The 23,838-nt window shown below is 60.1% G+C and carries 18 protein-coding genes and 1 tRNA gene; 9 read left to right on the forward strand and 10 right to left on the reverse strand.

Translation table 11 applies throughout. The features are described 5' to 3' along the window. The coding region (locus tag P5205_21200) for a hypothetical protein (GenBank protein ID HSA12881.1) at nucleotides 1–529 on the reverse strand (529 nt) is incomplete at its 3' end. 55 nt (nucleotides 530–584) lie between these two features. Between P5205_21200 and P5205_21205 the strand changes: the two genes are divergently transcribed. Next, nucleotides 585–2,270 carry an ATP-binding cassette domain-containing protein gene (locus P5205_21205; protein HSA12882.1) on the forward strand — a complete coding sequence of 562 codons (1,686 nt, stop codon included), beginning with the start codon at nucleotides 585–587 and terminating at the stop codon, nucleotides 2,268–2,270. After that, nucleotides 2,251–2,922, forward strand: coding sequence for an ATP-binding cassette domain-containing protein (locus P5205_21210; protein HSA12883.1), 672 nt, complete (start codon nucleotides 2,251–2,253; stop codon nucleotides 2,920–2,922). The genes P5205_21205 and P5205_21210 overlap by 20 nt, the downstream gene beginning before the upstream one ends. Before the next feature lie 43 nt (nucleotides 2,923–2,965). Here the strand turns inward: P5205_21210 and P5205_21215 are convergent, their stop codons facing one another. From P5205_21215 to moeB, 6 genes are all read right to left on the reverse strand, one after another. After that, nucleotides 2,966–5,425 (reverse strand): protein kinase, encoded by a 2,460-nt coding sequence (locus P5205_21215; GenBank protein ID HSA12884.1) that lies wholly within the window; start codon nucleotides 5,423–5,425, stop codon nucleotides 2,966–2,968. A 287-nt stretch (nucleotides 5,426–5,712) separates the two neighbouring features. Next, nucleotides 5,713–7,428, reverse strand: coding sequence for a radical SAM protein (locus P5205_21220; GenBank protein HSA12885.1), 1,716 nt, complete (start codon nucleotides 7,426–7,428; stop codon nucleotides 5,713–5,715). A gap of 357 nt (nucleotides 7,429–7,785) precedes the next feature. Continuing rightward, a complete protein-coding gene (locus tag P5205_21225; protein ID HSA12886.1) occupies nucleotides 7,786–8,652 on the reverse strand; it encodes a class I SAM-dependent methyltransferase in 867 nt (288 codons plus the stop codon). 728 nt (nucleotides 8,653–9,380) lie between these two features. Beyond that, entirely contained in the window at nucleotides 9,381–11,087 is a 1,707-nt protein-coding gene (locus tag P5205_21230) for a hypothetical protein (protein HSA12887.1), read from the reverse strand. A 178-nt stretch (nucleotides 11,088–11,265) separates the two neighbouring features. Continuing rightward, nucleotides 11,266–11,342, reverse strand: a tRNA-Arg gene (locus P5205_21235). A 57-nt stretch (nucleotides 11,343–11,399) separates the two neighbouring features. Continuing rightward, nucleotides 11,400–12,548, reverse strand: coding sequence for a molybdopterin-synthase adenylyltransferase MoeB (gene moeB / locus P5205_21240; GenBank protein HSA12888.1), 1,149 nt, complete (start codon nucleotides 12,546–12,548; stop codon nucleotides 11,400–11,402). A gap of 49 nt (nucleotides 12,549–12,597) precedes the next feature. Between moeB and P5205_21245 the strand changes: the two genes are divergently transcribed. Genes P5205_21245 through P5205_21260 form a run of 4 tightly spaced genes read left to right on the forward strand, consistent with a single transcriptional unit; the run spans nucleotide 12,598 to nucleotide 16,309 of the window. After that, complete coding sequence (locus tag P5205_21245; GenBank protein ID HSA12889.1) at nucleotides 12,598–13,428, forward strand: purine-nucleoside phosphorylase; 831 nt, start codon at nucleotides 12,598–12,600, stop codon at nucleotides 13,426–13,428. After that, nucleotides 13,412–13,819 (forward strand): cytidine deaminase, encoded by a 408-nt coding sequence (cdd, locus tag P5205_21250; protein ID HSA12890.1) that lies wholly within the window; start codon nucleotides 13,412–13,414, stop codon nucleotides 13,817–13,819. The genes P5205_21245 and cdd overlap by 17 nt, the downstream gene beginning before the upstream one ends. 51 nt (nucleotides 13,820–13,870) lie before the next feature. After that, entirely contained in the window at nucleotides 13,871–15,382 is a 1,512-nt protein-coding gene (locus P5205_21255) for an ATP-binding protein (protein HSA12891.1), read from the forward strand. Nucleotides 15,383–15,427: 45 nt separating this feature from the next. Then, nucleotides 15,428–16,309, forward strand: coding sequence for a LysR family transcriptional regulator (locus P5205_21260; protein ID HSA12892.1), 882 nt, complete (start codon nucleotides 15,428–15,430; stop codon nucleotides 16,307–16,309). A gap of 22 nt (nucleotides 16,310–16,331) precedes the next feature. On the opposite strand, the gene P5205_21265 is transcribed toward P5205_21260, so the two are convergent. The 3 genes from P5205_21265 to proB form a co-directional block, all read right to left on the reverse strand. Then, complete coding sequence (locus tag P5205_21265; protein ID HSA12893.1) at nucleotides 16,332–17,441, reverse strand: aminopeptidase; 1,110 nt, start codon at nucleotides 17,439–17,441, stop codon at nucleotides 16,332–16,334. 52 nt (nucleotides 17,442–17,493) lie between these two features. Then, nucleotides 17,494–18,165, reverse strand: coding sequence for a MazG family protein (locus tag P5205_21270; protein ID HSA12894.1), 672 nt, complete (start codon nucleotides 18,163–18,165; stop codon nucleotides 17,494–17,496). Between the two features lie 94 nt (nucleotides 18,166–18,259). Further along, entirely contained in the window at nucleotides 18,260–19,336 is a 1,077-nt protein-coding gene (proB, locus tag P5205_21275) for a glutamate 5-kinase (protein HSA12895.1), read from the reverse strand. Nucleotides 19,337–19,609: 273 nt separating this feature from the next. On the opposite strand from proB, the gene P5205_21280 reads away from it, so the two are divergent. The 3 genes from P5205_21280 (at nucleotide 19,610) to P5205_21290 (ending at nucleotide 23,833) form a co-directional block, all read left to right on the forward strand. Beyond that, nucleotides 19,610–20,041, forward strand: coding sequence for a hypothetical protein (locus tag P5205_21280; GenBank protein ID HSA12896.1), 432 nt, complete (start codon nucleotides 19,610–19,612; stop codon nucleotides 20,039–20,041). Nucleotides 20,042–20,690: 649 nt separating this feature from the next. Then, the gene (locus P5205_21285) at nucleotides 20,691–22,856 is read left to right on the forward strand and encodes a hypothetical protein (protein HSA12897.1); all 2,166 of its coding nucleotides are present in this window, start codon (nucleotides 20,691–20,693) and stop codon (nucleotides 22,854–22,856) included. Nucleotides 22,857–22,879: 23 nt separating this feature from the next. Beyond that, nucleotides 22,880–23,833 (forward strand): ABC transporter ATP-binding protein, encoded by a 954-nt coding sequence (locus P5205_21290; protein ID HSA12898.1) that lies wholly within the window; start codon nucleotides 22,880–22,882, stop codon nucleotides 23,831–23,833. Nucleotides 23,834–23,838 lie beyond the last annotated feature (5 nt).

Below are 23,838 nucleotides of genomic sequence, written 5' to 3' on the forward strand. Positions count from 1 at the left end.
AGCCTGTGAATAACTTCCATGAAAAAGCCCTTTGCAAGACAGAGAACAACTCCTCGAAGGAGGAAACTTCACCATCGGTGGCGTTGGGTTGGATGCAATCAGCGTCGTGTGCGTCTGCAGCCTCATTGTCGTGCTTGGGTTGGTTCACCACTTTTGGCGCCATTCCCAGATTGGCTTGGCCGTTCGGGCCACCGCTGACGATCGGGACGCGGCGGAGAGCGTTGGCATCCCTGTGCAACGCGTTGTTCTTTGCACGTTCCTCTTCGCAGGACTCGTCGCCGGCATCGCCGGTATCGTCTTGGCATCTTCTTATTCCAGGGTCGACCCGACAATGGGATTTGCGCCCGGCCTCAAAGCGTTCGTGGCCGCACTGGCTGGGGGCCTCCATGATCCTCGAAGGGCGGCGCTCGGCGGGGTCTTTTTGGGGATTGCGGAGACCGTGGCTGTCGTAGTGGGTCTCTCTGCTTACCGCGACGCCCTGGTGCTTCTGCTGCTTGTGTTGATCCTGCTTGGGCAGGCTCAGCTTCAAGCTCGATCACATCTGTTGCGAACGCCCCTCGTAGAGGAAGAGGAGTAACTCCCGCATGTCGAGTTACTGCCAGCAACTGGTGATTGACGGTTCGCTGGCCGTCATCTTGGCGGTTGGGTTGGGCATCACCTATGGCCACGGTGGCATCCTGTCACTATGCCACGCCACGTTTTTTGGCGCGGGCGCTTACGCGGCGGCGTTCTGTGCGGATCTGGTCGGGCAACTGCCTTTGCTCCCGGCTGCGGGATTGATCGTTGCAGCCGGGGTTGCCGGCGCTGTCATAACTGGCGTGGTCGTGGGCGGCGCCTCGCTCTCGCTCAAGGGCGACTTCGTAGCTCTGGCAACCCTTGCGTTTGGAGAACTTTTCCGCACCGTTCTCCTGAACGTGGATTTCCTGGGAGGACCTCGTGGGATTCGAGGGATACCACTTATCACAACCCCTGGATTGGCTGTAATTGCGGCGGCGGTGTCTATACTGCTGGCCAGGATCTATCTCCAGAGCCCCTGGGGGAGGATTTCGGAGGCCATTCGTGACAGTTCCGACTGGGCGTGGGGACTTGCAGTACCTCGGCGGCAGGTCCGCTTTTTCTCCTTTGTCCTCGGCGCCGGTCTCGCCGGCGTGGCAGGTGCTTTGTTTGCATACCGCCAGCAGTACATCCACCCCAATTCATTTGGACTCATGCCGAGCATCACCATTTTGTTGGCGGTGATTCTGGGAGGCCGCGGCAACCTAACCGGATGCGTTCTTGGGGCGCTTGTGGTAACACTTGCCCCGGAATCCCTTCGGGCGGCTGAGGAATGGCGGCCTTTTGCGATGGGGGGGCTTCTCCTTGCCACCTCTGCTTATTTTACTCACGGGGTCCTCGGCAAGCGGCTCTACTTCGACCCGTTCCGCCGGTGGCCATCTGAGAAAGCGAACGGCTCCGTAACCTCGGCCCGTGAACCGGCAACCTCGGATACACTACTAACGCCGAACGCTGTCCTCCGGGCGCGCGACATCACCGTGCGGACTCCTTCCACCGGCATTCTCGATCGAGCCTGCCTCGAAGTCAAAGGGGGCCAACCGCTAGCGCTGGTAGGTCCCAATGGTTCCGGCAAATCCATTTTCGCCAAGGCCTTGGCTGGCATGATCCCGTCGGAGGGAACTCTCGAAATCGATGGCAAACCGATTCCCCTCTATCCGCGCCCACGGGGCCTGGCGCGGCGTATTCTCTACGTGCCGCAGCATCCCCGAGGGTTTCACCGCTTGACCGCGCTGGACAATGTCAGGATCGCGGTGGATCGCAACGCTCGGTTTCCTTCCTGCCTGGCAAGCATTCCATTCGTTACCACCGATCGAGACCGCCAGTCGGCAGACGCAGCTTATACGGCTCTTTCGTGGGTCGGTCTGGCCGACAAGGCGCAGATGACCTTCGCCAAACTGTCTTACGGACAGAGAAAGCGAGTTCTTCTTGCGACTGCTCTCCTGGTTTCTCCGGAAGTTCTCATTCTCGACGAGCCATTTGCCGGTTTTAATAGCGGCCCGGGTGCTGAATCGGAGGCTGTGACCAGTGCCTTGTCGCGTCGGTTAAAAAGCGACCGGTACATCACCATCCTCATCGATCACAGATTAGAATTGCTAAAAACGGTCTGCCCAGCCCTCGCGCTCATTGATGCGGGGAGGATTGTGAAACAGGGGCCGATGGTGGATTTGATCAACACGACCGCGTTTCAAGAACTTTATGAACGCCCCCGTGCTTGAGGTGGAAGGCCTCTCTGTTCGTTACGGCGACGAAACAGTCCTGAACGGCATCTCGTTGACCGTGACCGCCGGGGAATGCGTCGCCATTCTTGGGCCGAATGGCTGTGGGAAAACCACTTTGTTGAGAGCGATTTCGGGGCACATGCGGGCATGCGCTGGCGCGGTTCACTTCCTCGGACAGAACGTCACAAAAATGCCCCCGTGGCGGCGCGCACGCATTGGGCTGGTTCATGTGCTGGAAGGGGGACGTGTCTTCCCGTCCCTGACTGTGGAAGAGAATATCCGCGCCTGTTTGCGCCCTGACAGCAAAGAAGCCAGACAGGCTCTTGCGCATGTCTACGAACTGCTTCCGCAACTCAGCACGGATTCCCTGCGAACACGCCCCGCTGGCGCCTTGAGCGGTGGAGAACGCCAGTTGGTTGTGCTCGGGCGAGCTGTGATAATGCAACCCAAGCTTGTACTCCTAGATTCGCCTTTTTTAGGCGCAAGTTCGCGTTTTCGCGATTGTGCGAAAGGTATTCTTGCCAACTGGCTCAACACTGTTCAATGCCCCGTGCTCTTGGTTGAGCACGACGTGGCCGCGCTCGGCGGAATCGCAACTCGTTTAATCCATCTCCCGTCTTACCAGTCGACCATCGGGACCTTTAGCTGACCCGTCATCAGCTGCGTCGGACGTAGAGCCGAAAGACCAGACGTTATGCCGAGGCCCGAAGCCCATTCGCTAACTCATTCAAAATACAACAAAGTCGTCTCATCGTTGGCCTTTGCGATGGATCAGCTGCAACCGACCTTTTCAGGTCGCGGTAGGCTGGCCCGCCGAGCAGGCCCTCCAAATAGCTCGGCACATCCGAAGGCCTGCACCGGCGGGTGTGGGTGTTCTGCACTTTCCCGCTACCCAACAGCGTGCAGGCGAGCGCTCCCATTCCAAAAACCATCGTCTTCTCACTCGTTACCCGGTTGTCTGCAATCTCGGGCGCGACATGAAAGGGTGGCCCAAAGAGGTCCAAGTTCTGGTCTAGTCGAACCTGCCTGTCCCTGTTTTCGCGACACAATTTATCGGCACCAAGTCTGCCTACCAGTCCGAAGTCAATTAGTTTAAGATTGCGATTGCCAACGACGAAGATATTTCCAGGCTTGATATCCCAGTGGACGAGGCTCTTAGCTCGCCATTTGACCAACATCCCGGACACAAGGCAAAGCCATGAGGCCGCATCCAACAACGATACCGTATGTGGGGCCTTACGAATCCTATCTTCCATGTCTCCTTGCCCCTCCAGCTTCTCCATCAAAACGCCCACATGCCTCTCTTCCCCTTTATCCAAATAGATCCGAACCATCCATGCGCGAGGCGCAGTGCCCCGTGGAAAATCTTTGGGAGCCTCAGCAATTGACTTCAGTGCATCTGGCAGGATCTTCAGGACAAATGTGGACCTCAGGTGGTGCCCCTCGTGCACCGGCCTAGCCGTTCCTTTAAGCGCTGAGAGCAACTTCACCGTACCGCGAGATAGCGGACCATGGCCAAAAGGGTATTGTACGTCCACGATCCAGACCTCTCCATTCTGCCCGCCCTTCAGGCGTTTCTTGAACCGAAAGGCCAATTCAGCGCCTTCCTCTTTCATAAACTCCAATCGCCCCCGCTTGTTCTCGCCCGCGGACGGAGATTCATACGAAGGCACGGGCTCAGCCTTGCACCAGCCCGCAATCAGACTGCCAGCAACTTTCTGGGCTAGCCGCGAGACGTCGTTGCCTCGCCCCATCCCTCCATTCAGGATATCCCAAAGAGTACTGGCTACCACTGCGGATATGGGCGTTGAGTATGTCCAAGCTTCGGCAATCCGTTCGAACGACACCAGACTCTTAGCGCCTCCACCCTGCAGCCAAGCAGATGCAAGCCTACCCCCGGTTCCGACACAGATATACTTACCTTGTGCCCTGGCAACCTCTCCGAACTGCAGCCCGCGCTGCTGTATCCGGACCCTCAGCGCGCGGCAGACGGAATTGGGACACTCCGGAGTATCTGCGACACACGCGCAGGCGACATCGAAGACGTCCCGAGGCCCTCGAACACCACAAGGAAAGGAAACGCGAATCGGCGGAACTGCGCCGCTGTCCCTGTAATCGCTCACTGTCGTCACCAGCGCCGAGCACATTTGGTCCCCAAGGCTTTCCAGGCACAGCGGCGAATTCGCAACGTCAGCACAGAATTCTACTGAATGTTGCGTTGTTCTGCCCATCTTCTCGTGTCGATCCGCGAGAGTCCGCAAATCAAATCGCTGTTTGAACAATGAAAGTGAAAACTGGGACATAAGTGCGGTAGAGTCGTCTTCTGGGACTGAGATTGAAAATGAACGAACGCTCTCCGTCACCCTCTTAAAGTGAATGGACAATGTGCCACTTCCGTAATCAAGTCCAATAGTGGTAAAGGAAGGTGCATCTTCTTCCTGGGGCAAGTACTGTCGCAGAACCGCACGCTGCCGAGCCGTCAGGCGGACCTCGATGGCTACAATCCCATGTGTATTGCGCTGTTCCTGCTTGTGCTGCTGGGTAGGAATACGCCCGACCATTTTCAGCTGTGCGTAAGGCACATTACCGCCGGGAAAGGATGCAAAGGCATCTATCTCGGGCTTCGAAAAGGCTGCCTCGATACGTAACAGTGGCTCCGGTCCCTGAGGCTTATGATCCAACACAAAGTATGGAGCCGCAGACAAAGTCGAAACCCCAAAGTCTGGCAAGAGATCAAGCGGTCTATCGGTGAAGTTAGGTGAAACATCAGCCAGTTTTCCGATAAACTCACCCCATATTCGAGCTGCTTCTACTAGCGCCTTGCTCACGTTCGCAACGCCAGGCATCGGTCTCTTGAGCGCAGACCTCGCAGCCCTAGCAACTGCTTCGCCCAAAGCATCCGGATCTCCAAGACGATTCCATTTCTGACCCAATGTATTCTTAAGCGCAACAACATAGCGCGCAATGTCGTCAGCATCTCGGTAAGAGTGCTTGAAGAGCCGGGAAGCCTTCAACTCATCGACCGAAAGCACGACATCGAGAAATCCTCTTCCATCTATCGCGTCTATGCCGGCGCTTGAAAGAAAGCGAAGACAGGCAAGTTCCTCCAGAAACCACGACAGAAGGAACATGGCGCCAGGTTGATTCTTCATACGTCCGCGAACACGATATAGGTTTTCGAGTCGGACAGGTGTTTGGTAGGGAAATACAATCAGGCGGAAGCGCGAGGAACTCGATTGCTCATCGAACCTCGCGAGCCGAGCAGTAAGGACGTTTGAGCGCTCAGTGACTTCGGCCATTCCGACCGTCGTCATGCCATTTGGAAGGAGAACGCCCAGGAGGTGTGCTGGTGCAGCAATTAGGTAAGTCCCAAGGGGGGTGTCACGTTCTCTCCAGACTACGGTTGTCTCATGAAGTCGCATAATCGATAGCCTCGCAATTAACCACTCACTGGTACTGTGCAGAATTGTTTCTCATCTTGACCCGGTCGACTAGTACCCAGTTGATATCTCTGCCCCAAGAATTGTGAGCGGTGTCGGCACCGAGTCGCGTGCGCTGCAAGAGCGCTAAGTTGAGCCATTCGCATTTCGGCCCTTCGGAGAGTGCAGTCTCCGTAGGGCGGTGTGACTACAAAGCCGAGGGCAAGATCGGTTTCCCGCATAACTTCTTCGGCCCGCCCTTGAAGATCCTCGCCCATCGGCGTGTCAATCTCCACCGTGCAACGGCTCCAGCAGACCGAGCCGATTGCGCCGAGATTCCGCTCCACGAACTCGAATGAGGCTTGAAGGTCCTCTGCGGTTTCGTCGGGGAAGCCGTACATCATCAATAACCGGCTGTGGATGCCGGCCTCAGCCGAGGCTTCCAGAATGCGGACGGCACAGTCGTGGTCCACCCCCTTATCGAGAGCCCGCAGGATTCGGGCGCTGCCGCTTTCAAGACCCCAATGAAGCACCGTGCAGCCGCCATCGGCCATGCTTCGCAGAACATCACGCGTGAACCCGTCCTCGAACCGGCCAAACGCCCCCCATGTGAGTTGCCATCCGCTTTCCCTGACGACCGACGATACACGACGCGCCAACGGCACCGACATCGAAGGATCAACAAACGCAACGTGATGTGCTCCATAAGCCTCCACCAGTTTCCCGACGCCTTGGTGGAGTTCGTTCTCGGGACGCAGTTCGTATCGCGGTTCCAGGACGGGATAGCTGCAAAACCGGCACTTTGCCCAGTAGCAACCACGCGACGCCCTGAGCGGTAGGTGCCCCGGTTCGGCGTAGGTATCAAGAGGCAAATCGCTAAAGTCCGGCCCTGGCAGTTGCCGGAGCGGCACCCACCCAAGCGGCTTAGCAAAATGCATGACGCGATGAGCAATGGGTGCAGGATCTTGCCTTTGGCGTATTGCTTTCAGCATCTCGACGAGAACTGCCTCGCCTTGATATGGAGCAAAGAGGAAACCCAATTCACTAAACCACGGGACTTGAGCAATCCGTTCGCGCAGGTGCGTTACCCAGGAACCTCCGAAGACAATGCTCATGTTCGGCCATGCTCGGCGGGCCTCAACGGCCAGGGCGAAGGCCGGCACGACCTGGTTGGGAGCCACCACCGAAATGCCAATCAGAACGGGGTCGTGAAACGCAATACTGGGTAGCAGATGATCGCGAGCAAAGGCTCGCCAGGGGTTACCGGGCTCGGTGACGACCTGCTCAAAGAGCCGGCTCGAACTAGTCGCGGCATGGCTATGTGAGATGTCCGCAAAATACTTATCGTGGTACCGCAGGGCTTCATTTACGGGGCGGCCTGGAATCTGCCGAAAGCTTCCAAACGTCCGTGCTACAAGCTCGTAGATGGGGCTGCCTATGGAAACGCGGTTAAACCACTTTTCGAACTCCTCAGGCGACATCTGTGCCGCCTTGTGGGCTGCCGCTCCTTCTTCGAGGGTGAGGGAGCTGTCGCGGCAACGGGCAATGCACTGCTCATGAATGCGCCTAACCAGCCGGGAGTCTTTCTTGAAATGATTCCAAAACAGGTTGTTCGCATCCAAAAGATGTACAGCGCATCGCTCTTGCCGCAGGTAGGCGGCCAGCACCGGACCGGCCATGTATGGCGCTGCCACTTCCCACACCGGCGGGAAAACCAGAACACAGCCGCTCTTCACTTGGCAGGATGTACGCTGAACCAACATTCTGAATTCTCAATTGTGTGGACGACCGCGTGCCTCCGTCCCGAAACGCCCTGTAGAAACGCACCCAAAATTCCCACATGACAGTCGCAGGCGGAATATCTTGTGTTAGAATCCTCAAACCTCGCACGATTCTCTTTCAGGTAGAGACAGCCACGGCAGACAATATTTCCGCTACCAGGGTCGTGGCGTATTGTTCCGCCCAAGTACAGGTCCAGACACAAACAAACGGCGCAGGTAAGATCAGCGGGAAGGCGCTGATTCAACGCGCTCCAATCCACAGACGCCAGGACGTGCTCTCGCCATGCGTCAGCGAACGAGATCTGTACCGGCTTACTCATGACGTCTCCTCTCCAATGAGTACAGGTGAGCATCGCACTTCCTGGCAACAGGATTCCATTCGAGGCTGGCCTCGGTAAACAGGCTATCCTCGACTGAAACTAGGTCCGCGAGGGGCATGGTCCGCGACACAGCCCTAACAGCACCCCGCACAAACCGCCAACGGTGGAACAACGGAGGCGTGCCGTTCGGGGATGCGTCAACTGGGACACCCAGCACCAGCCGCCCTCCAGGACGTAGAACCCTGGCTAATTCCCGTATGGCTGTCCGCGGACCGACGAGGTGCTCCAGAACGAACAAACAGAGTACGCAGTCGAAGGTCCCGTCCGGGAACGGAAGCGACTCGACCATTCCCGAGATTGTGTGAGGAGGAGAAATATCCTGCCCGTTTGAGGCAGGGAAAGTTGGATCAACGGCCCACCCTTGGCAGCCGACGAAACAGCAGCTGGCATCGACGGTCCCTTTGCCCCCAACCTCGAGAACAGCAGAGTCACGAGACAGGTGCGGCAGGCAGTCGGTGATCTCATTCAGGAAAAGTCTGGAACTGCTGAGCGTGCAGCCGTGAGGCCCTAGGATAGCAGACAGACACCGATATGTCTTGGCGAGCCATGCAGACAGCACATCCTCGTACGAATCTCTCAGGGCTGGCAGTCCACCAACTGCCTCTCGTGCTTTCGACCAACTTCCGACCGCAACGCCGGAGCGGTGCCACGCAGAGTCTTCAAGCCAGCCCGAGGGCAGAGTGGCTGCATCCCAGCAGCCCGCCGGGCTGCCGTCCTCCGCATAGGCAAATACTACTTGCCGGCCGCTTGCCAGCTTTTCATGAACACAGAGAACCGCATCATGCTCGTTGCCGGTCATCCGTCGTTTGGGGCGTTCCATCGCCACTCTGATCACTCACCACACGAAGTATTTTGAGATCCAGACAATTTGAAAGGAACTCCAGGATTTCTTGTTCAATCGCCATGCTTGACTCGCCATACCCCGCTGCAACGTGCTCGACCAGCTCACCGACCGACAGAGGCGAGTCGAGATTGAGCAGCAGGAGAGCTCCAGTGGGACTTACCTCGAACGCCTGACTGGTCCCAAAAGCGCATACGAGATGCCCCTGAGGATATGTTCGGAGCTGGACATCCTCCTCCAAAACTACCACCGACGACTGACCGACCGTCGGGCTCACGGCTTCTTGGGCTCGGAGCAGCCTCCCTTCATTTCACTAATGTCAGAAATGTGACGGTCTGGCGAGCTCGCGCTGAAAGTCGTTGGTGTGGTCAACTCACCCAGGCGAAAGAGCGGGCGCACTGTTGGTCGTTCCCACGTTGATGGCCTGTTCTCAACGTCCTTCCAAACACGAATCGTCTTGTTCATTGCCCTGGTCTGTTTTGGCGCTTGCCGCTCTTGTCAAAAAAAGTTCCACATCGTATGCATGAATCACGGTTCCTGTCAAATATATCTTCAAGCAACAGATCTTCACACTGGATGTTATCCCGTCTCCCGTTGTCTCCACCCCAGATGACCCCAATTGGCGCTCGCGTGAGCTCTCAGCCTCTCAACTCTCAATCATCAACCAGCAACTCTCAACCTACCGTTCACAGCCTCTCCCAAACCCTGAGCAGACGCTCCCGCAGCCCTTTCGGCTTCACCTCGTTCAACATCTCCCGCATTTCCTCCTTCGCCGTCTGGTGACCGTTGGTGAGCAGCTTGGGCATGGCCGACCCCGTCAACAAAGTCGGCATGGCGCCCTCCAGGGCTACGCGAAAGTCCTCCTGTCCCGGCCGGAAGTAGTGCTTCAACACCACGTCGGTAGTCCGGTGGCCGGTCACCCGCTGCACCAGTTCCAACGGCACACCCGCCGACAAAGCCAGTGTCACCCAAGTCACCCGCAGACTGTGGAAGTCCCGCACACTTGCACGCCTCAGCCCGCCCGCTCGCGCCGAGCGCAACACCGAATCGTCCGCCTTCAGGGCCCTCGCCACGCTGCCCGCGCCAGCCTGCCACCGCACCACCCTGCACCCGATCGCCGCCGCGATCTCATTCAGGTAAACCGAAACTGAACTCTGGCTGACGCCGGCCGCCTTGGCCACCTGATCGACGCTGCCCCCGTCCATGTAAAGGCCGAACACCCGCACCAGGCGCTCCGTGCGCTCTCCCGCTGGCAGCCCGCCGAGGTAAGCCTCGCCCCGCTTCCGGACCTCCTCAACCGGGACCTCCACCCCTTTGCGCCCCGCAGCCCCCCCGCCCGCCAATGCAGTCCAAAGCACCTGCTTCACCCGTCGCGTAATGCCGTCAGGATTCGAACGATACATCGCCGCCGCCTCAGGGAACACGAAGCCCTCTCCGTGATAGGGCTTGCTCTCCGAACGTGCCGCTTCCTCTCCAACGCCCGGCCCTCTGACTTCGGCTTTCAGCTTTCCAGACTTCAGCTTTTTAGCCGCCTTCTCCGCCCTCTTGAGTAGCTCATCCCGCAGCCGGCCAAAGATCGGGATGCTCACCGTCCCGCCGGTCTTCGCCGTCTTGACCGTCACGAACCCGCCTCGCAAATCCACGTCCTTCCACTTGAGCAGGCAGCAATCGCCCCGGCGCATCGCCGTGCACATCCCCGTCACAATTATTGGCCGGATAAAATCGTCGTCCTTCGCGGCTTCCAGGATCGCCTTCAATTCTGCCGCCGTGAACGGCTGTCGGAACACCGTCGCCTCGTCCCGCGTCACCAGCCGGTCGAACGGATTAGGCGCGCCGCTCGGCAACAAATGTCTGAACGCCGACCGCAGCAGTTTCAGCTTCTTGTTCCACGTTCGTCCGCTCACCCCCCGATCCTTCTCGGCCTGCATGAACGCGGCCACGGTCTCCGGGTCCGCGTGCGCCAGGTCCGTTGCTCGCCGATTGCGCGACCGCACGAACGCCACCAGCCGCCCCAACGTCTTCCGTCCTTCCCGCGCGTACTTGTCCGCGAGCGCCCGTCGGCGCGCCAGCCCGGCCCACTCTGTCTCCAGCTCCAACAGCTTAACGTCCCGCACCTCTGTGCCCGTCTTGAGAGCGTACAACTTCTCCATCAGCCGCGCCGAGTCCCGCACGGTTCGCGCCTCGGCTGCCACCTCCTTCAGCCGCAACGCCGCCGCACCCCGCGATTGCTCGAACGCCGCGTCCCCGCGGTCACGCAACCGCCCCGACGCCGGCGGGGTTCCCGTCATCTTGACCCCGAGGTTTACGCACTCCCGCCGGCCGTTGACCATGAACCGGCCATACCAAATTCGGCGCGCTTCTCCGTTGGCTTCGGTTCGCATTTCAAGGTGCATAATTCCTTTTCTCCACGTTGGTGATCAGTTTTCGGACCAATTGTAACCCCCTGAACACTACCGAAACCAACAGTCCCCAACAAGGAAAAAAGCCAACAAAGTGGCCAACATAACCGGTTAAAAACTCTCCTCTATTTCCTCGATTATGCTGAAAACCTCAATAAATAAGCCAAAAAGCTGGTACGCGAGGCGGGGGTCGAACCCACAACCTTCGGCTCCGGAGGCCGACGCTCTATCCAATTGAGCTACTCGCGCAAACCGTCACGAGCTTAGGCCAACCGGGCACTCAGGGCAACCTGTTTTCGGGAACCTTCAATACTTCGGCACGGTGGGGTCTATTTGTTCGGACCAGGCAGTAATACCGCCTTTCACGCTTTTGAGTTGCTGGAAGCCGTGTTCGCGCAGGAATTGCAGGGCCTGTAAGGAGCGACCGCCGCCTTTGCAATGGAGATAGTAGGCTTGGTTCGGATTCAACTCGGCGAGCCGCTCGGAGAGCTTGCTGAGGGGAAACAAGTGCGCGCCGCTGATGCGAGCGATTTGGTATTCATCCGGTTCACGGACGTCGAGGACCCGGATGCCGAGCTGCGGATTGTCCAGGGCGCGCTTGAGGTCGTGAACGGTCACTTCGTCAGGGTGCATGGTAGCTGGGTCAGAAATCGGCTGGGCGCCGCAGAAAACCTGGTAGTCAATGAGTTGTGTGATTACGGGCTTGTCACCACAGAGCGGGCACTGGGGATCGCGGCGAAGCTTGAGCTCGCGGAACCGCATATCGAGGGCATCGAACAAAAGCAGGCGGTTGAGGAGCGAGGTGCCACGGCCAAGAACGAGTTTGAGGATCTCGGTTGCCTGAATCAGTCCGATAATGCCAGGTAATACGCCAAGCACGCCACCCTCGGCGCAGCTCGGCACGGTGCCGGGTGGCGGGGGCTCGGGATATAGGCAGCGATAACACGGCCCGCCCAGATGCGGCGCAAAGAGGCTGGCCTGCCCCTCGAAGCGGAAGACGGAGCCATACACGTTGGGCTTCCCAAGCAGGACGCAGGCATCATTGGCAAGGTAACGGGTGGGGAAATTATCGGTGCCGTCCACGACAATGTCATAGGGGCGGATGATATCGAGGGCGTTTTCGCTGGTGAGGCGGGTGTTGTGCAGGGCGACCTCGACATTGGGGTTGAGACGCCGCAAGGCGTCCTGGGCGGACTGTGTCTTGGGCCGGCCAACATCCGCGGTGCCGTGCAGAACCTGACGATGGAGGTTGGACAATTCCACGGCGTCGAAATCCACAATGCCCAGTTTGCCAATGCCGGCGGCAGCGAGATACACGGCAATGGGCGAGCCGAGCCCGCCCGCGCCGATGCACAGCACACTGGCGGCGCGAATTTTCCTTTGGCCCTCCAGCCCGACTTCGGGCAGACTCAATTGCCGTGAGTAGCGGCGGATATCGTCGCTGTGCATTTCCATAAACAAGTTAAGATCGGCCAAACCAATTCAATTGCAGAATAGAGCAGGAATGAGCAAACGACAACCTGATCCCCGGACTCCGGCGGTGCGGTTGAAAAGACTATCGCGGTTGCGGCCGACGCTGGCGCTGGTGTTGGGCAGCGGCTTTCACCACGTGTTGAGCGAGCTGCAGGTGGACGCTGAGGTTTCCTACGCCCGACTGCCCGGCTTTCCGCCAACGACTGTGAGCGGCCACGCGGGGCAACTGCTCATTGGCCACCTGGGCGGCACGCCGGTCGTGGTGCTGAGCGGCCGGGCGCATTACTACGAGGGTCACCCAATGGCCGTGGTGACGTTCGCAGTGCGCGCGCTGGCCGCGTACGGCATCCGGGACCTGCTGCTGACCAATGCCGCAGGCGGAGTGAATCGCAGTTTCCGACCCGGCGATTTCATGGCGCTGACGGACCATATCAACCTGATGGGCATCAACCCGCTGCGGGGCGAGCCCGTGCCTGGCTTGCCACGCTTCGTTGACCTCACGCGTGTCTACGACGGAGGTTTGCGCCGCTTGCTGGAGCGGGCGGGGCAGGCGTGCCGGGTGAAACTCCGTTCCGGCGTCTATCTGGCGGTTTGCGGTCCAAGCTACGAAACACCGGCTGAAGTTGAGGCGTTTGCCCGGCTGGGCGCGGACGCTGTAGGAATGAGCACCGTGCCGGAGGCGATTGTAGCGCGGCAATGCGGCCTAAAGGTCGCCGGCGTGTCATGTATCACGAACCTGGCGGCAGGACGAAGCCGATGGACGCTGTCCCATGCCGAGGTGCTGGAGACGGCCGAACGGGTCAAGAGTGTGGCAGCCCAAATGCTATTAAACTTTGCGAAACTGTATGGCCAAGACCAGTAAGGGCGATCTGTTGCGGTCGGCTGCGCGGGCACGCCAGGGCGCTGTCGCGCCGTATTCAAAGTTCAAGGTCGGCGCGGCTCTGTTGACCCGATCGGGCGAGATTATTACCGGTGCCAACGTGGAGAGCGCCAGCTACGGTCTGACGTGCTGCGCCGAGCGTGTTGCTCTATTCAAAGCGTTGACAGCAGCCAAGAGGGATTTCGTCGCGGTCGCCGTTGTCGCCCGCGCCCCGGGAGGGCCGATGCCTTGCGGTGCCTGTCGGCAATTGCTGGCCGAATATGCGCCACGCGCCACCGTATGGGTGGCGGACAGCAGGGCCTTGCGAGCGGTGAGAGAATTTTCGGTTAAGGAACTGCTGCCGTCGGCGTTCGTATTGGTGCCCGAAGATTGAGTTTGAGAAGCCGGGGTTAAGCGGTAAGGTGCAAATTGGAATATTCTAGCAATGAAGCCCGAGGATGTTTTTGCATTGGACAGTGCGGGCTGGCCGGCGCTCCTGGTGGACGCCAGTGGCGCCATTTACCGCGCTAATCCGGCGGCCGTCAGCCTATTCGGCCCGGCTTTCCCCGGAGATTCTCCGCATCTGGCGGCAGTTTGGTCGCCCGAGAACAGCCTGGCGGCCGGCGAGTTTCTAGCCCACTGGGAGCGCACCCCCGTGCCAATCACCGCGCTCAAGTTCCGCGGCAAAGGGGGCCATACATTCAGCCATCTCACATCCGTTTGCGCGTTTACGAAAGACAGCAGGCGGTATTTCGTGCTGCAGTTGCTGCCGGGAAGCGAGTTCGCCGGGACGGAAGCCCGGCCGGCCGGCGGGGAGACGGGTTTAGCGCAAAAGCAGAAACTGGACTGCGCGCTGCAATTGGCCCGCACTGTGGCGCTTGATTTTAACAACGCGCTGACGAGCATTCTGGGCCACACCTCTCTCGTCCTCAGCAAAATGGAGCCGAGCCATCCATGGCGCGGCTCGCTGATCGAAGTCGAGAAGTCGGCTGCCAAGGCCGCGGAAATCGCGAACGACCTGGGCACGTTCAGCCGCCAGGAGAAGGAAACCCGCTCCCAGGCGACTGGCAATCTCAATCGCCTGCTGCAGCGCAGCGTCGAGTTCTTTCAGCAAAACGCCGGGCCGGAACCAGTAACCTGGACCCTGCAGCTGGATCGAAAGCTGTTCGCGGCGAAGTTTGAAGAAGCCAAGATGCAGCAAGCGTTCATGAAACTCTTCGAAAACGCTGTCCAGGCCCTGCGTGAAGGGGGGCGCATCTCGGTGCAAACGCGCAACATCGAGCTGGCCGAGCCGACCCAGGACCGCAATGTACAGCTTGCCGCCGGCGCCTATGTCAGTGTGGAAATCAGCGACAACGGCTGCGGCATCGAACCCGAGGTCCTGCCCCGGGTGTTTGAGCCGTTCTTCACCACCAAGCGCGGCAGCCATCGCGGCTTGGGATTAGCCTGGGTCTATGGCATTGTCACCAACCACAGCGGGGGAGTCGCCATCTCCAGCCGGCCCGGCGAAGGCACCTCGGTTAGGATCTATCTGCCGGCGGAAAGGCAAACCGTCCGGGACGATAAGCTGACCGCGGATGATCTGAGCGGCAGCCAGACCATCCTGATTGTGGACGACGAGGAGTTGCTGCTCACGATGGGCAAGACCATTCTCTCGGCCTACGGTTACCGGGTGCTGACGGCCAATGGGGGGCCGAAAGCCCTGGAGCTGCTGTCCCGAAAGGATAGCGCTGTGGACCTGGTCATCACCGACCTGGTGATGCCAACCATGAGCGGGCGGGAATTGGTCGAGCAAATCCGCAAGCAGTGGCCGGCCATGCGCATCATCTGCACCAGCGGCTACGTCTGGCCCGCCGGCCAGGCGAATGACGCGACTTATCTGCAAAAGCCATTTACCAGCCAGGAGCTGTTGCTCAAGGTCAAGCATGTCCTCGGCACGGAACCCGGCAGCGGCTAAAACTGCAGTTGACTGTTTTGATTAAATGCCTTATTCAGTATTCTTATGCAAATTGAGAGTCTGAAGGTTTTTTGTGACCTGGTCGAGACCAAGAGTTTTACCAAAGCGGCGCAGCTCAACGAAGTAACCCAGTCCGCGGTAAGCCAGCAGATCAGCTCCCTGGAGCGCCTTTACAGTGCGCTGATGATCGAGCGCAGCAAGAGGAAGTTCCGCGTGACCCGGGAAGGCCAGGTTCTCTATGATTACAGCAAGCAGGTTCTCGCCACTTACAACGCGTTGTACGGCAAGCTCAAGGAGATCAAGGAGATCATCTCGGGCACCATCCGCATCGCCACGATTTACAGCGTCGGGCTGCATGATTTGCCGCCTTACCTCAAGCGGTTCCTGAAGAGCTACCCGACCGTAAACGTGCATGTCGAGTATCGCCGCGCCAACCAGGTGTATGAAGATGTGCTGGGCAACGTGGTGGACCTGGGCCTGGTGGCTTACCCAACCCGCGATCTCAAGCTGGAGATTTGCCCGCTGCGCAAGGATAAGCTGGTGCTGATTTGCCACCCGCAACACCCGCTGGCCAAAAACAAGAGCACCCGGCTCAAAGCCATCAGCGGACAGAAGTTCATCAGCTTCGAACCGGACATCCCCACCCGCAAGGCGCTGGACAAGATTCTCCGGGAGCATTCCGTGCAAGTTCAGAACGTGATGGAGTTCGACAACATCGAGACGGTCAAGCGCGCCGTGGAGATTGACGCGGGCGTCGCCATCGTGCCCCAAGGAACCGTCACGCTGGAAATCAGCAAGGGAACCCTGGTCCAGGTGGATCTTGAAGACGGGGAGTTCTATCGCCCGCTGGCCGCCCTCTACAAGAAGAACAAAGTCCTCTCGCCGGCGATGAAGCAGTTCCTCGCGGTGCTGAAGGAAGAGAAGTAAGTCAGCCGGGCTCGGCTGCGGCTCACTTCAGGTTCGCAGGGTTGAGCGGCTTCAGGTCCTTCGGGACGAACAGCCCATCCTTGCGAATCAGTTCGCCGTCGAACCAGACCTCGCCCCCACCCCAGTCCGGCCGCTGGATCAGCACCATGTCCCAGTGCACGGCTGAGCGGTTCCCGTTGTCGCATTCATCGTACGCCTGGCCCGGCGTCAAATGCAGCGAGCCCGCGATCTTCTCATCAAAAAGAATGTCGCACATCGGGTTTAGGATATATGGATTGAAGCCCAGCGAGAACTCGCCCGTGTAGCGGGCACCCGGATCGGTGTCCAGAATGTCGTTCAGCCGCCGCGAGTTGTTGGCGATAGCCTTGACGATCCGCCCCTCCTTGAATTCCAGGCACACATTCTCAAACTTCGTGCCGGCGTAAAGGGTCGGCGTATTAAACTGAATGCGGCCATTGACCGAGTCTTTAACCGGGCAGGAAAACACTTCACCATCGGGGATATTCCGGTCGCCCTTGCACATCTTGGCGCCGATCCCCTTGATGCTGAAGGCGAGGTCCGTGCCCGGGCTCTTGATCTGGACACGGTCAGCGCGTTTCATGCGGCGCTCCAGCGGGGCCATTGCCCGGGCCATCTTGGCGTAGTCCAGCGTGCAGACATCGAAGTAGAGGTCCTCGAAAGCCTCGGTGCTCATGCTTGCGGCCTGCGCCATGCTGGGCGTAGGCCAGCGCAGCACGCACCAGCGGGTCTTGCTCACGCGGTAGTTGAGCACGGGACGCGTAATGCGGGAGTAAAGCGCCAGCCGTTCGCTGGCCACGTCGGCGTTCTCGGCGGCATTGCCGCTGCCGCGAACCGCGATATAGGCCTGCATCTTCTTCATCCGGAACAGCTCCAGGTCGCGCACCAGGTGGGCGTGGCGGGGTTGGATGGCGCGCAGGATTTCCCGGTTGATGCGGGTGTGACGGATCTCAATCACCGGCATGGCGCCGGCGGCCCGCACCGCCCGCATCAGCTCGATTGAGAACTCATCGGGCACATCAATCATATCCAACAGGATGCGGTCCCCCTTTTTCAAGGCCGTGGAGTATTCGACCAGCAACTTCGCCAGCTTCCGGTAACGTGGGTCAGCCATAAGTATTACTCACAAAAGAGCACATGCTGGCCAAGGAGTCGAGACGGCATTCTCAACCGGCCGGGGAATGGTTGGCCCGACGCTGCTCAATCCGGCGGTAAGCGCGCTCGCGCCTCTGAATCTCGCTCCGCAACAAGTCCTCGGCCGACCAACCTCGTTCCTGCGCGAATTGCGCCAAGACAAAAAGTTCTTCAGCCAACTCACTCTTGGTGCGGACGGGCTTCGCAGCCGCAGCGTCCAGCAACCTGGCCTTGCGCGCCTTCCGGACGAGCTTCGCGGCTCGCAACAGCGCGGGCAGACGCTTGGGAATCCCGTCCAGGGCGGAAGGGCGGGCGTGCGGCGTCCCGTGCTTTTCGGCCCGCTTGATCTTCTCCCAGTTCGCCCAGACCTGGTCCACATCCTTAACACGGAGCGTGCCAAAGACATGAGGATGACGGCGAACCAGCTTGTCGGCGATGTGGCGGGCAACCTTCTCGAAGTCAAACGCGCCACGCTCCTTGCCGAGTTGACAATGAAACACGACCTGCAACAGCAAATCGCCCAGTTCCTCTTCCAGTTCGTGGTCGTCGCCGGCTTCGATGGCGTCGAGCAGTTCATAGACCTCCTCGACCGCATGCCAGCGCAGACTCATGTGGGTCTGCTGTCTGTCCCACGGGCAGCCCTTGGGCGACCTGAGCTGCGCCATGATGGAGAGCAAGTCAGTGATTGCCGGGCGTCGCTTCATAGCAGCGGAGTGATAAAGTGCTGTCGTGCTGGAGTATGGGGAGGGAACATCCCATCACTTAAGCTCTCTCCTGCTCCAACGCTGCTATTCCCCCTCACAGTATCACTAGGTTGTCCCGATGCACCACTTCTACCCGCTGGAGCTTTCGCGCTTTGACTTCGCCGGCCCCGAACCCGGCAATGCCCCGGGCAAACTCAGTGCCGTCCGTGTCGCAGATGCGCACCACGTCTCCCGCCGCAAAATCACCGTCACACCGCGCGACCCCGGGCGGCAGCAGGCTCTTGCCGCCTTCCCGCAACGCCTTCTTCGCTCCGGCATCCACGAACAGCGCGCCTTTCGGATGATGAAAGAACGCGATCCATCGCTTGCGGCCTTTGAGCCGGGTCGGCTGCGGCACAAACAGCGTGCCCTCCTCCTCACCCGCCACAACGCGGGCCATTACGCGCTTCTTCCGGCCCGAGGCAATGACGAGCGGAATGCCGGATCGCATAGCGATCTTGGCCGCCTGAATCTTCGAAGCCATGCCGCCGACAGCGGTGGGGCTGGTCGTTCCGCCCGCCTTTTGCTCCAACGTGTGGTCCACTCGCTCAATCACCGGAATTGTCCGCGGATTGGCCCGGCCGAAGTTCTCCAGCACGCCGTCCACGCTCGTCAGAATGAGCAGCAAATCCGCCGGGAGGAGCGAGGCGACCAGCGCCGAGAGTTTGTCGTTGTCGCCGAATTTCAGTTCCGTGAACGAGACCGCGTCGTTCTCGTTGATGATGGGGATGATGCCGTTCGCCAGCAGCCGCACCAGGGTATTGCGGGCATTGAGGTGGCGCTCGTGGTGTTCCAGGTCGTCGTGGGTGAGCAGGATTTGGGCGACGGCCAGCCCATGCGCGCTGAAGAGCTTGTCATATATGGCCATGAGCCGCGATTGACCCACCGCCGCGCATGCCTGCAGCTCGGCCAGCTCAGCGGGTCGCTTCTGGAAACCCAGCGCGCCCATGCCCGCCCCCACTGCGCCCGAGGAAACGAGCACCACTTCCCGGCCCGCCCGGCGCTGGTCGGCCATTTGCGCCACCAACTGCTCCATCTGGGCAAGATCCGGCTGCTTCCGGCTGTCGGTCAGGACCCCGGTGCCCAGCTTCACCACTATGCGCGTGACGTCTTTGATGATTGCAGAACGCACGCGCAGCTTGGTAGCAAACCCGGCGGCGGCTGTCGAATTCCAAATCCCGCTCGCCAGATGTCGCCTCGGGACCGGTGCCGAATCGCTACGTCAACGTGCTACGCCCAATCCCTCCCACCGCTGGCCCCAGACAACAGTCGAATGAGGGGTGCAGGCGCTCCGAAAGGAAGAAACAGTCGCGGTCCAGGCTGCGACTCCCGGGAAACTACCAGGGATCGGCCAGGAATCCGCTAGTATGTGGCCGGCTGAAGTTGGAGGTAAAATGGCGGGACATTGAAAAACAGGCATGAGCAGAAGTGGCGCAGGGTCAGCGAGCTTGAAATCGAGGTGCGGCGTCAGGAAGTAGCGCTCCGGGACAAGAAACGGCTGGTTAATGACCTTTGCATGGAAATAGGGGCCGCGCCGGCTTATGGCGCCCAGGAACTCGAACCGGTCATGCGAGAGCTTGCTCCGGGGGTGAGTCTTTTTGATGTGCTGCCGCTGGATGCCTGCGTGAAGCGGGTGTTGGAACAGCGCGATCGCTACGGCCTTGGGCCTGCGACGGTAAGGGACATCTTTGGAACGCTGTTGCGCGGCGGCTTTGATTTTACCTTGGTCAGCAGCAAGGGGAGATGCGAGCAGTTGCGCGCCCTTGCATTCATGTTGTCCCGAAACCGGCGCGTGTTCGTGCGCAGGCGCGACGGCAAGTGGGCGTTGAAGCGATAGGCCGGCCGCGAATCCCAACTCAGGAGTCAAATTGCACAGGGTGGAGGGGGCGATCGGTGCGGAGGTAATCGTCCTTTTTCTTCGTTCAATGCGGATTTCCGGGGAGCACCGATAGCTATTCGTCATCTTGCACTCCCATTCTTACCTCCACCACCACCGCCGGACAGGCTCGACCCCGGCACGATAGCCGCACACTAGCGTTGGATTGCAAATGGCTGGAGGATAGCTTGTCAGTGCGGCTTGGCTACGGTGTGTATCCCATGGGGAGCGCTCCCCATGGGATACACACCGTAGCATCACCGCACTCTCACCATAATCCCAAGCGACGGGTGCCAGGATCGGCGGGGGCTGGAAGAGGCAAGGAGGCAGCATCACTGTCCAATATATGGACAGTGTGAAGCTTGGGAGCTGGGGGGACCATCCGAACGGCACGGGTGATAATCGCTGTTGGCGCTTCCCCGGACTCTACGATTAATCCAGATGGTTAGACTCATGACGTTGCGTCCAGCCGGGCGCGTGGGAAACGGCGGAAGCAAGGAATTGAACATTGCGGAAGAGGGGGAGTCTGCTTATAGAGTGGGCCATTCGAACATATCGCAAGAAGACCATGGCAGGGCATTCTGAATTCAGGAGTCTCTCATACCGGGAAATGAACCGCTTCTGCCATCTGGCGCTGGTGTGGTGGGTGGCGGCGTTGTTCGGGGGAACGGTGACGCTGCAGGCCGCGCTGCAATTCGATGTCTTCCTGGGCTACGACGGCATCGTGCCGCAGGCGAGCTGGTTCCCGGTGGTATGCGAGGTCAAGAATGACGGGCCGACGTTCATGGGGACGGTCGAGGTAGAGGCGGAGTATGTCAACCGCGGCCAGGGCCGCCGGGCGGTGGTGGAGCTGCCGACCGGGACCCTGAAGCGATTTGTGATCCCAGTGTTCTCGGCCGCTGCCAGTTCCGGCGTCTGGAACGTACGGTTGCTGGATGAACGAGGCAAGGTGCGGGCCGAGCAGACGGCGTTGCGGGCAAGGCGATCAACCACATCCACCACGCCGTTGCTCGGCGCACTGGTGCGGACGCCGGCGGGACTGCCGGTGCTCCGGCCGATTCTGCCCCAGGACCAGAGTCTGCAACCGGCGGTAGCACGGTTGTTGCCGGGAATATTCCCTGACAACCCCCTTGTGCTGGAGGGATTGGATGCCCTCTACCTGAACTCTGAGGCGGCGCTGGACCTCAAGGCAGGCCAGGCAAAGGCGGTGCTGGCCTGGCTGCATGGCGGCGGGCACCTGATCGTGGGGGTGGAACAAGTTTCCGACATAACCGCGACACCCTGGCTGCGGGGCGTGCTGCCCTGCGAACTGCATGACATACAGCCGGTGCAGGATCATTCGGGGCTTCAAGCGTGGCTGCGCAGCGGAAACTGGCCGGCGAAGTTTGCCGGTTCGCTCCGGGGTCAGTCGGGGTCATCCACGCGAGGTGGCGCCGCGCCCGGCGCAGGGGTGAACACAGCGCATCCGTTCAGCAATCTGCCGGACGATCCGGCGTTTGAACTGGCCAGCGTGCAAGCGGCGACGGGGCAACTGCGCGATGGTCAAGTGCTGGTGGCTGCGGGAGACAAGCCGCTGATTGTCACGGCAACGCGCGGTTGTGGGCGAGTGACGCTGCTGCTGTTCAGCCCGGAGCGCGAGCCTTTCCGATCCTGGAAAAACCTGCCCACACTCTGGGCTCGGCTCGCGGAAGTGCCGGGGGCGTGGTACGTCTCCGCCGATTACCGTCACCCGGGCGGCTGGAGCAGCGATGGGATATTCGGGGCGATGATTGACACGCGGCAGGTGCACAAGCTGCCGGTGACCTGGCTGCTGCTGCTGTTGCTGGTGTATCTGGTCGTCATTGGCCCGCTCGACCGGTATTGGTTGAAACGCATCGGCCGGCCGATGCTGACCTGGATCACCTTCCCGTGCTACGTGGTGCTCTTTTCCCTGCTGATTTACTTCATCGGCTACAAACTCCGCGCCGGCGAGTCGGAGTGGAACGAGTTGCACGTGGTGGATGTGCTGTCCAGGGGCGAGCGGGCGGAGCTCCGTGGGCGGACCTACGCGTCGGTGTATTCGCCGTCCAACCAAAGGTATTGGCTGGAAAGCCGGCAGGAGTTTTCGGCCCTGCGGGCAGAGTTTGCGGGACAGTGGAACCCGGGCCAGTCCGGCGACAAGGCGACCTTCATCCAGGCAGGCGATGGCGCGGTTAGAGGGGAGATTTTCGTGCCGGTCTGGACAAGCCAGCTCTTCGTGAACGACTGGTGGGAGCCGGCCCCCGTGCCGCTCGAGGCGGCCGTTACCCGACAGGGCGCGGGATGGGAAGTGAAGGTCGAGAACCACACCGAGGGCAGCCTGACGAACGTGCACATTGTCATCGAGGACCACATCATGCCGCTCGGGGAAATCCCAGCGCAAAAAAACAAAACGTTCAAGATACAGCCGCAGCAGGGTAAATCCCTGGCGGAGTTCGTCGGCCAGCAAGGAGCGGCTTTTCAAAGCGCGGTGTCAGCGCGGCAAAGAACGTTCGGGAGCCGTGGCAGCGAGCACATTGACGACCTGGCCAACGGCACGATGGCGGCATCCTTCCTGTCACAGATGAGCCGCACCTCGGACTCGATGCGCCACTTCATCACGCCGCCTGGGTTGGATTTGTCGCCGTTGGCGGAGCGCGGCAACGCGGTGCTGCTGGCATGGGCGGCCGATTACGCGCCGGTCAAGCCGATGCGCCAGTTTACGCCCCGACGCACCCTCCGCAACACCCTCTGGCGGGTATCGCTGCCGGTTAACTAAGTCCTGGGGCAAACGTCTTTACTATGAACGATTCCGCACCACCCATTCCGGCTGTTCAAACGATCGGCCTCACGAGGCTTTACGGAAATATTACCGCCGTGGACCGGCTGGACCTGACGGTGAACAAAGGCGACCTGTTCGGCTTCATCGGGTCGAACGGTGCGGGCAAAACCACCACACTGCGCATCCTGGCCACGTTCCTGGCGCCCTCGGCCGGCACCGCGAAGATTCTCGGCCGCGATGTGGTGGCTGAGGCGGACGCGGTGCGGCATGTGATCGGCTACATGCCGGACTTCTTCGGCGTGTACAAGGACATGGAAGTGACGGAGTACCTGGATTTCTTCGGGGCTTGCTACAAAATCCCCACAGCGCAGCGGGAGAAGACGGTGAACGACGTGCTGGAGCTGGTGGGGCTGACGGAGAAGAAAGGGGCGCTTATCGGCGCGCTGAGCCGGGGCATGCAGCAGCGGCTGGGGCTGGCACGGGTGCTGATCCACGACCCGCAGTTGCTGCTGCTGGACGAGCCCGCCAGCGGCCTCGATCCGCGGGCGCGCATCGAGATGATGGCCATCCTGCAGGAGCTGCAGCGCCTGGGCAAAACCATTATCATCTCCTCGCACATCCTGAGCGAGCTGCAAACCTTGTGCAACCGCGTGGCCATTATTGAGAAGGGCCGGCTGATCTACAGCGGCGCGGTGCAGGGCGTGCGGGACCAGATGTCGCAGGGGCGGGTCGTGTGGGTGCGCGTTTCCAGCGACCAGGCGCAGGCCATCGAGCTGCTCAAGGCGCGCCAGGAGATCGCCGAAGTGGCGGCGGCGGATGGAGAGATCAAGGTGACGCTGGCCAGCCCGGAGGTCGAACACAGCATTGTGGCGGACATCCTGGTGCGCGGCGGGGCGAAACTGGTCGAATTGCGCGAGGACGAAATCGGCCTGGAGGAGGTGTTTATGCGCGTGACGCGCGGGGAGACGCAGTGAGCGAT

It is taken from the genome of Candidatus Paceibacterota bacterium, from assembly GCA_035452965.1.
In the GTDB taxonomy this organism is placed as follows: Bacteria; Verrucomicrobiota; Verrucomicrobiia; order Limisphaerales; family UBA8199; genus UBA8199.

Excerpts from the sequence above, each read along its gene's own strand:
- P5205_21205 (HSA12882.1), top strand. The coding sequence starts at position 585 with ATGTCGAGTTACTGCCAGCAACTGGTGATTGACGGTTCGCTGGCCGTC.
- P5205_21210 (HSA12883.1), top strand. The coding sequence starts at position 2,251 with ATGAACGCCCCCGTGCTTGAGGTGGAAGGCCTCTCTGTTCGTTACGGC.
- P5205_21215 (HSA12884.1), bottom strand. The coding sequence starts at position 5,425 with ATGAAGAATCAACCTGGCGCCATGTTCCTTCTGTCGTGGTTTCTGGAG.
- P5205_21225 (HSA12886.1), bottom strand. The coding sequence starts at position 8,652 with ATGACCGGCAACGAGCATGATGCGGTTCTCTGTGTTCATGAAAAGCTG.
- P5205_21230 (HSA12887.1), bottom strand. The coding sequence starts at position 11,087 with ATGCACCTTGAAATGCGAACCGAAGCCAACGGAGAAGCGCGCCGAATT.
- moeB (HSA12888.1), bottom strand. The coding sequence starts at position 12,548 with ATGGAAATGCACAGCGACGATATCCGCCGCTACTCACGGCAATTGAGT.
- P5205_21245 (HSA12889.1), top strand. The coding sequence starts at position 12,598 with ATGAGCAAACGACAACCTGATCCCCGGACTCCGGCGGTGCGGTTGAAA.
- cdd (HSA12890.1), top strand. The coding sequence starts at position 13,412 with ATGGCCAAGACCAGTAAGGGCGATCTGTTGCGGTCGGCTGCGCGGGCA.
- P5205_21255 (HSA12891.1), top strand. The coding sequence starts at position 13,871 with ATGAAGCCCGAGGATGTTTTTGCATTGGACAGTGCGGGCTGGCCGGCG.
- P5205_21260 (HSA12892.1), top strand. The coding sequence starts at position 15,428 with ATGCAAATTGAGAGTCTGAAGGTTTTTTGTGACCTGGTCGAGACCAAG.
- P5205_21265 (HSA12893.1), bottom strand. The coding sequence starts at position 17,441 with ATGGCTGACCCACGTTACCGGAAGCTGGCGAAGTTGCTGGTCGAATAC.
- P5205_21270 (HSA12894.1), bottom strand. The coding sequence starts at position 18,165 with ATGAAGCGACGCCCGGCAATCACTGACTTGCTCTCCATCATGGCGCAG.
- P5205_21285 (HSA12897.1), top strand. The coding sequence starts at position 20,691 with ATGAACCGCTTCTGCCATCTGGCGCTGGTGTGGTGGGTGGCGGCGTTG.
- P5205_21290 (HSA12898.1), top strand. The coding sequence starts at position 22,880 with ATGAACGATTCCGCACCACCCATTCCGGCTGTTCAAACGATCGGCCTC.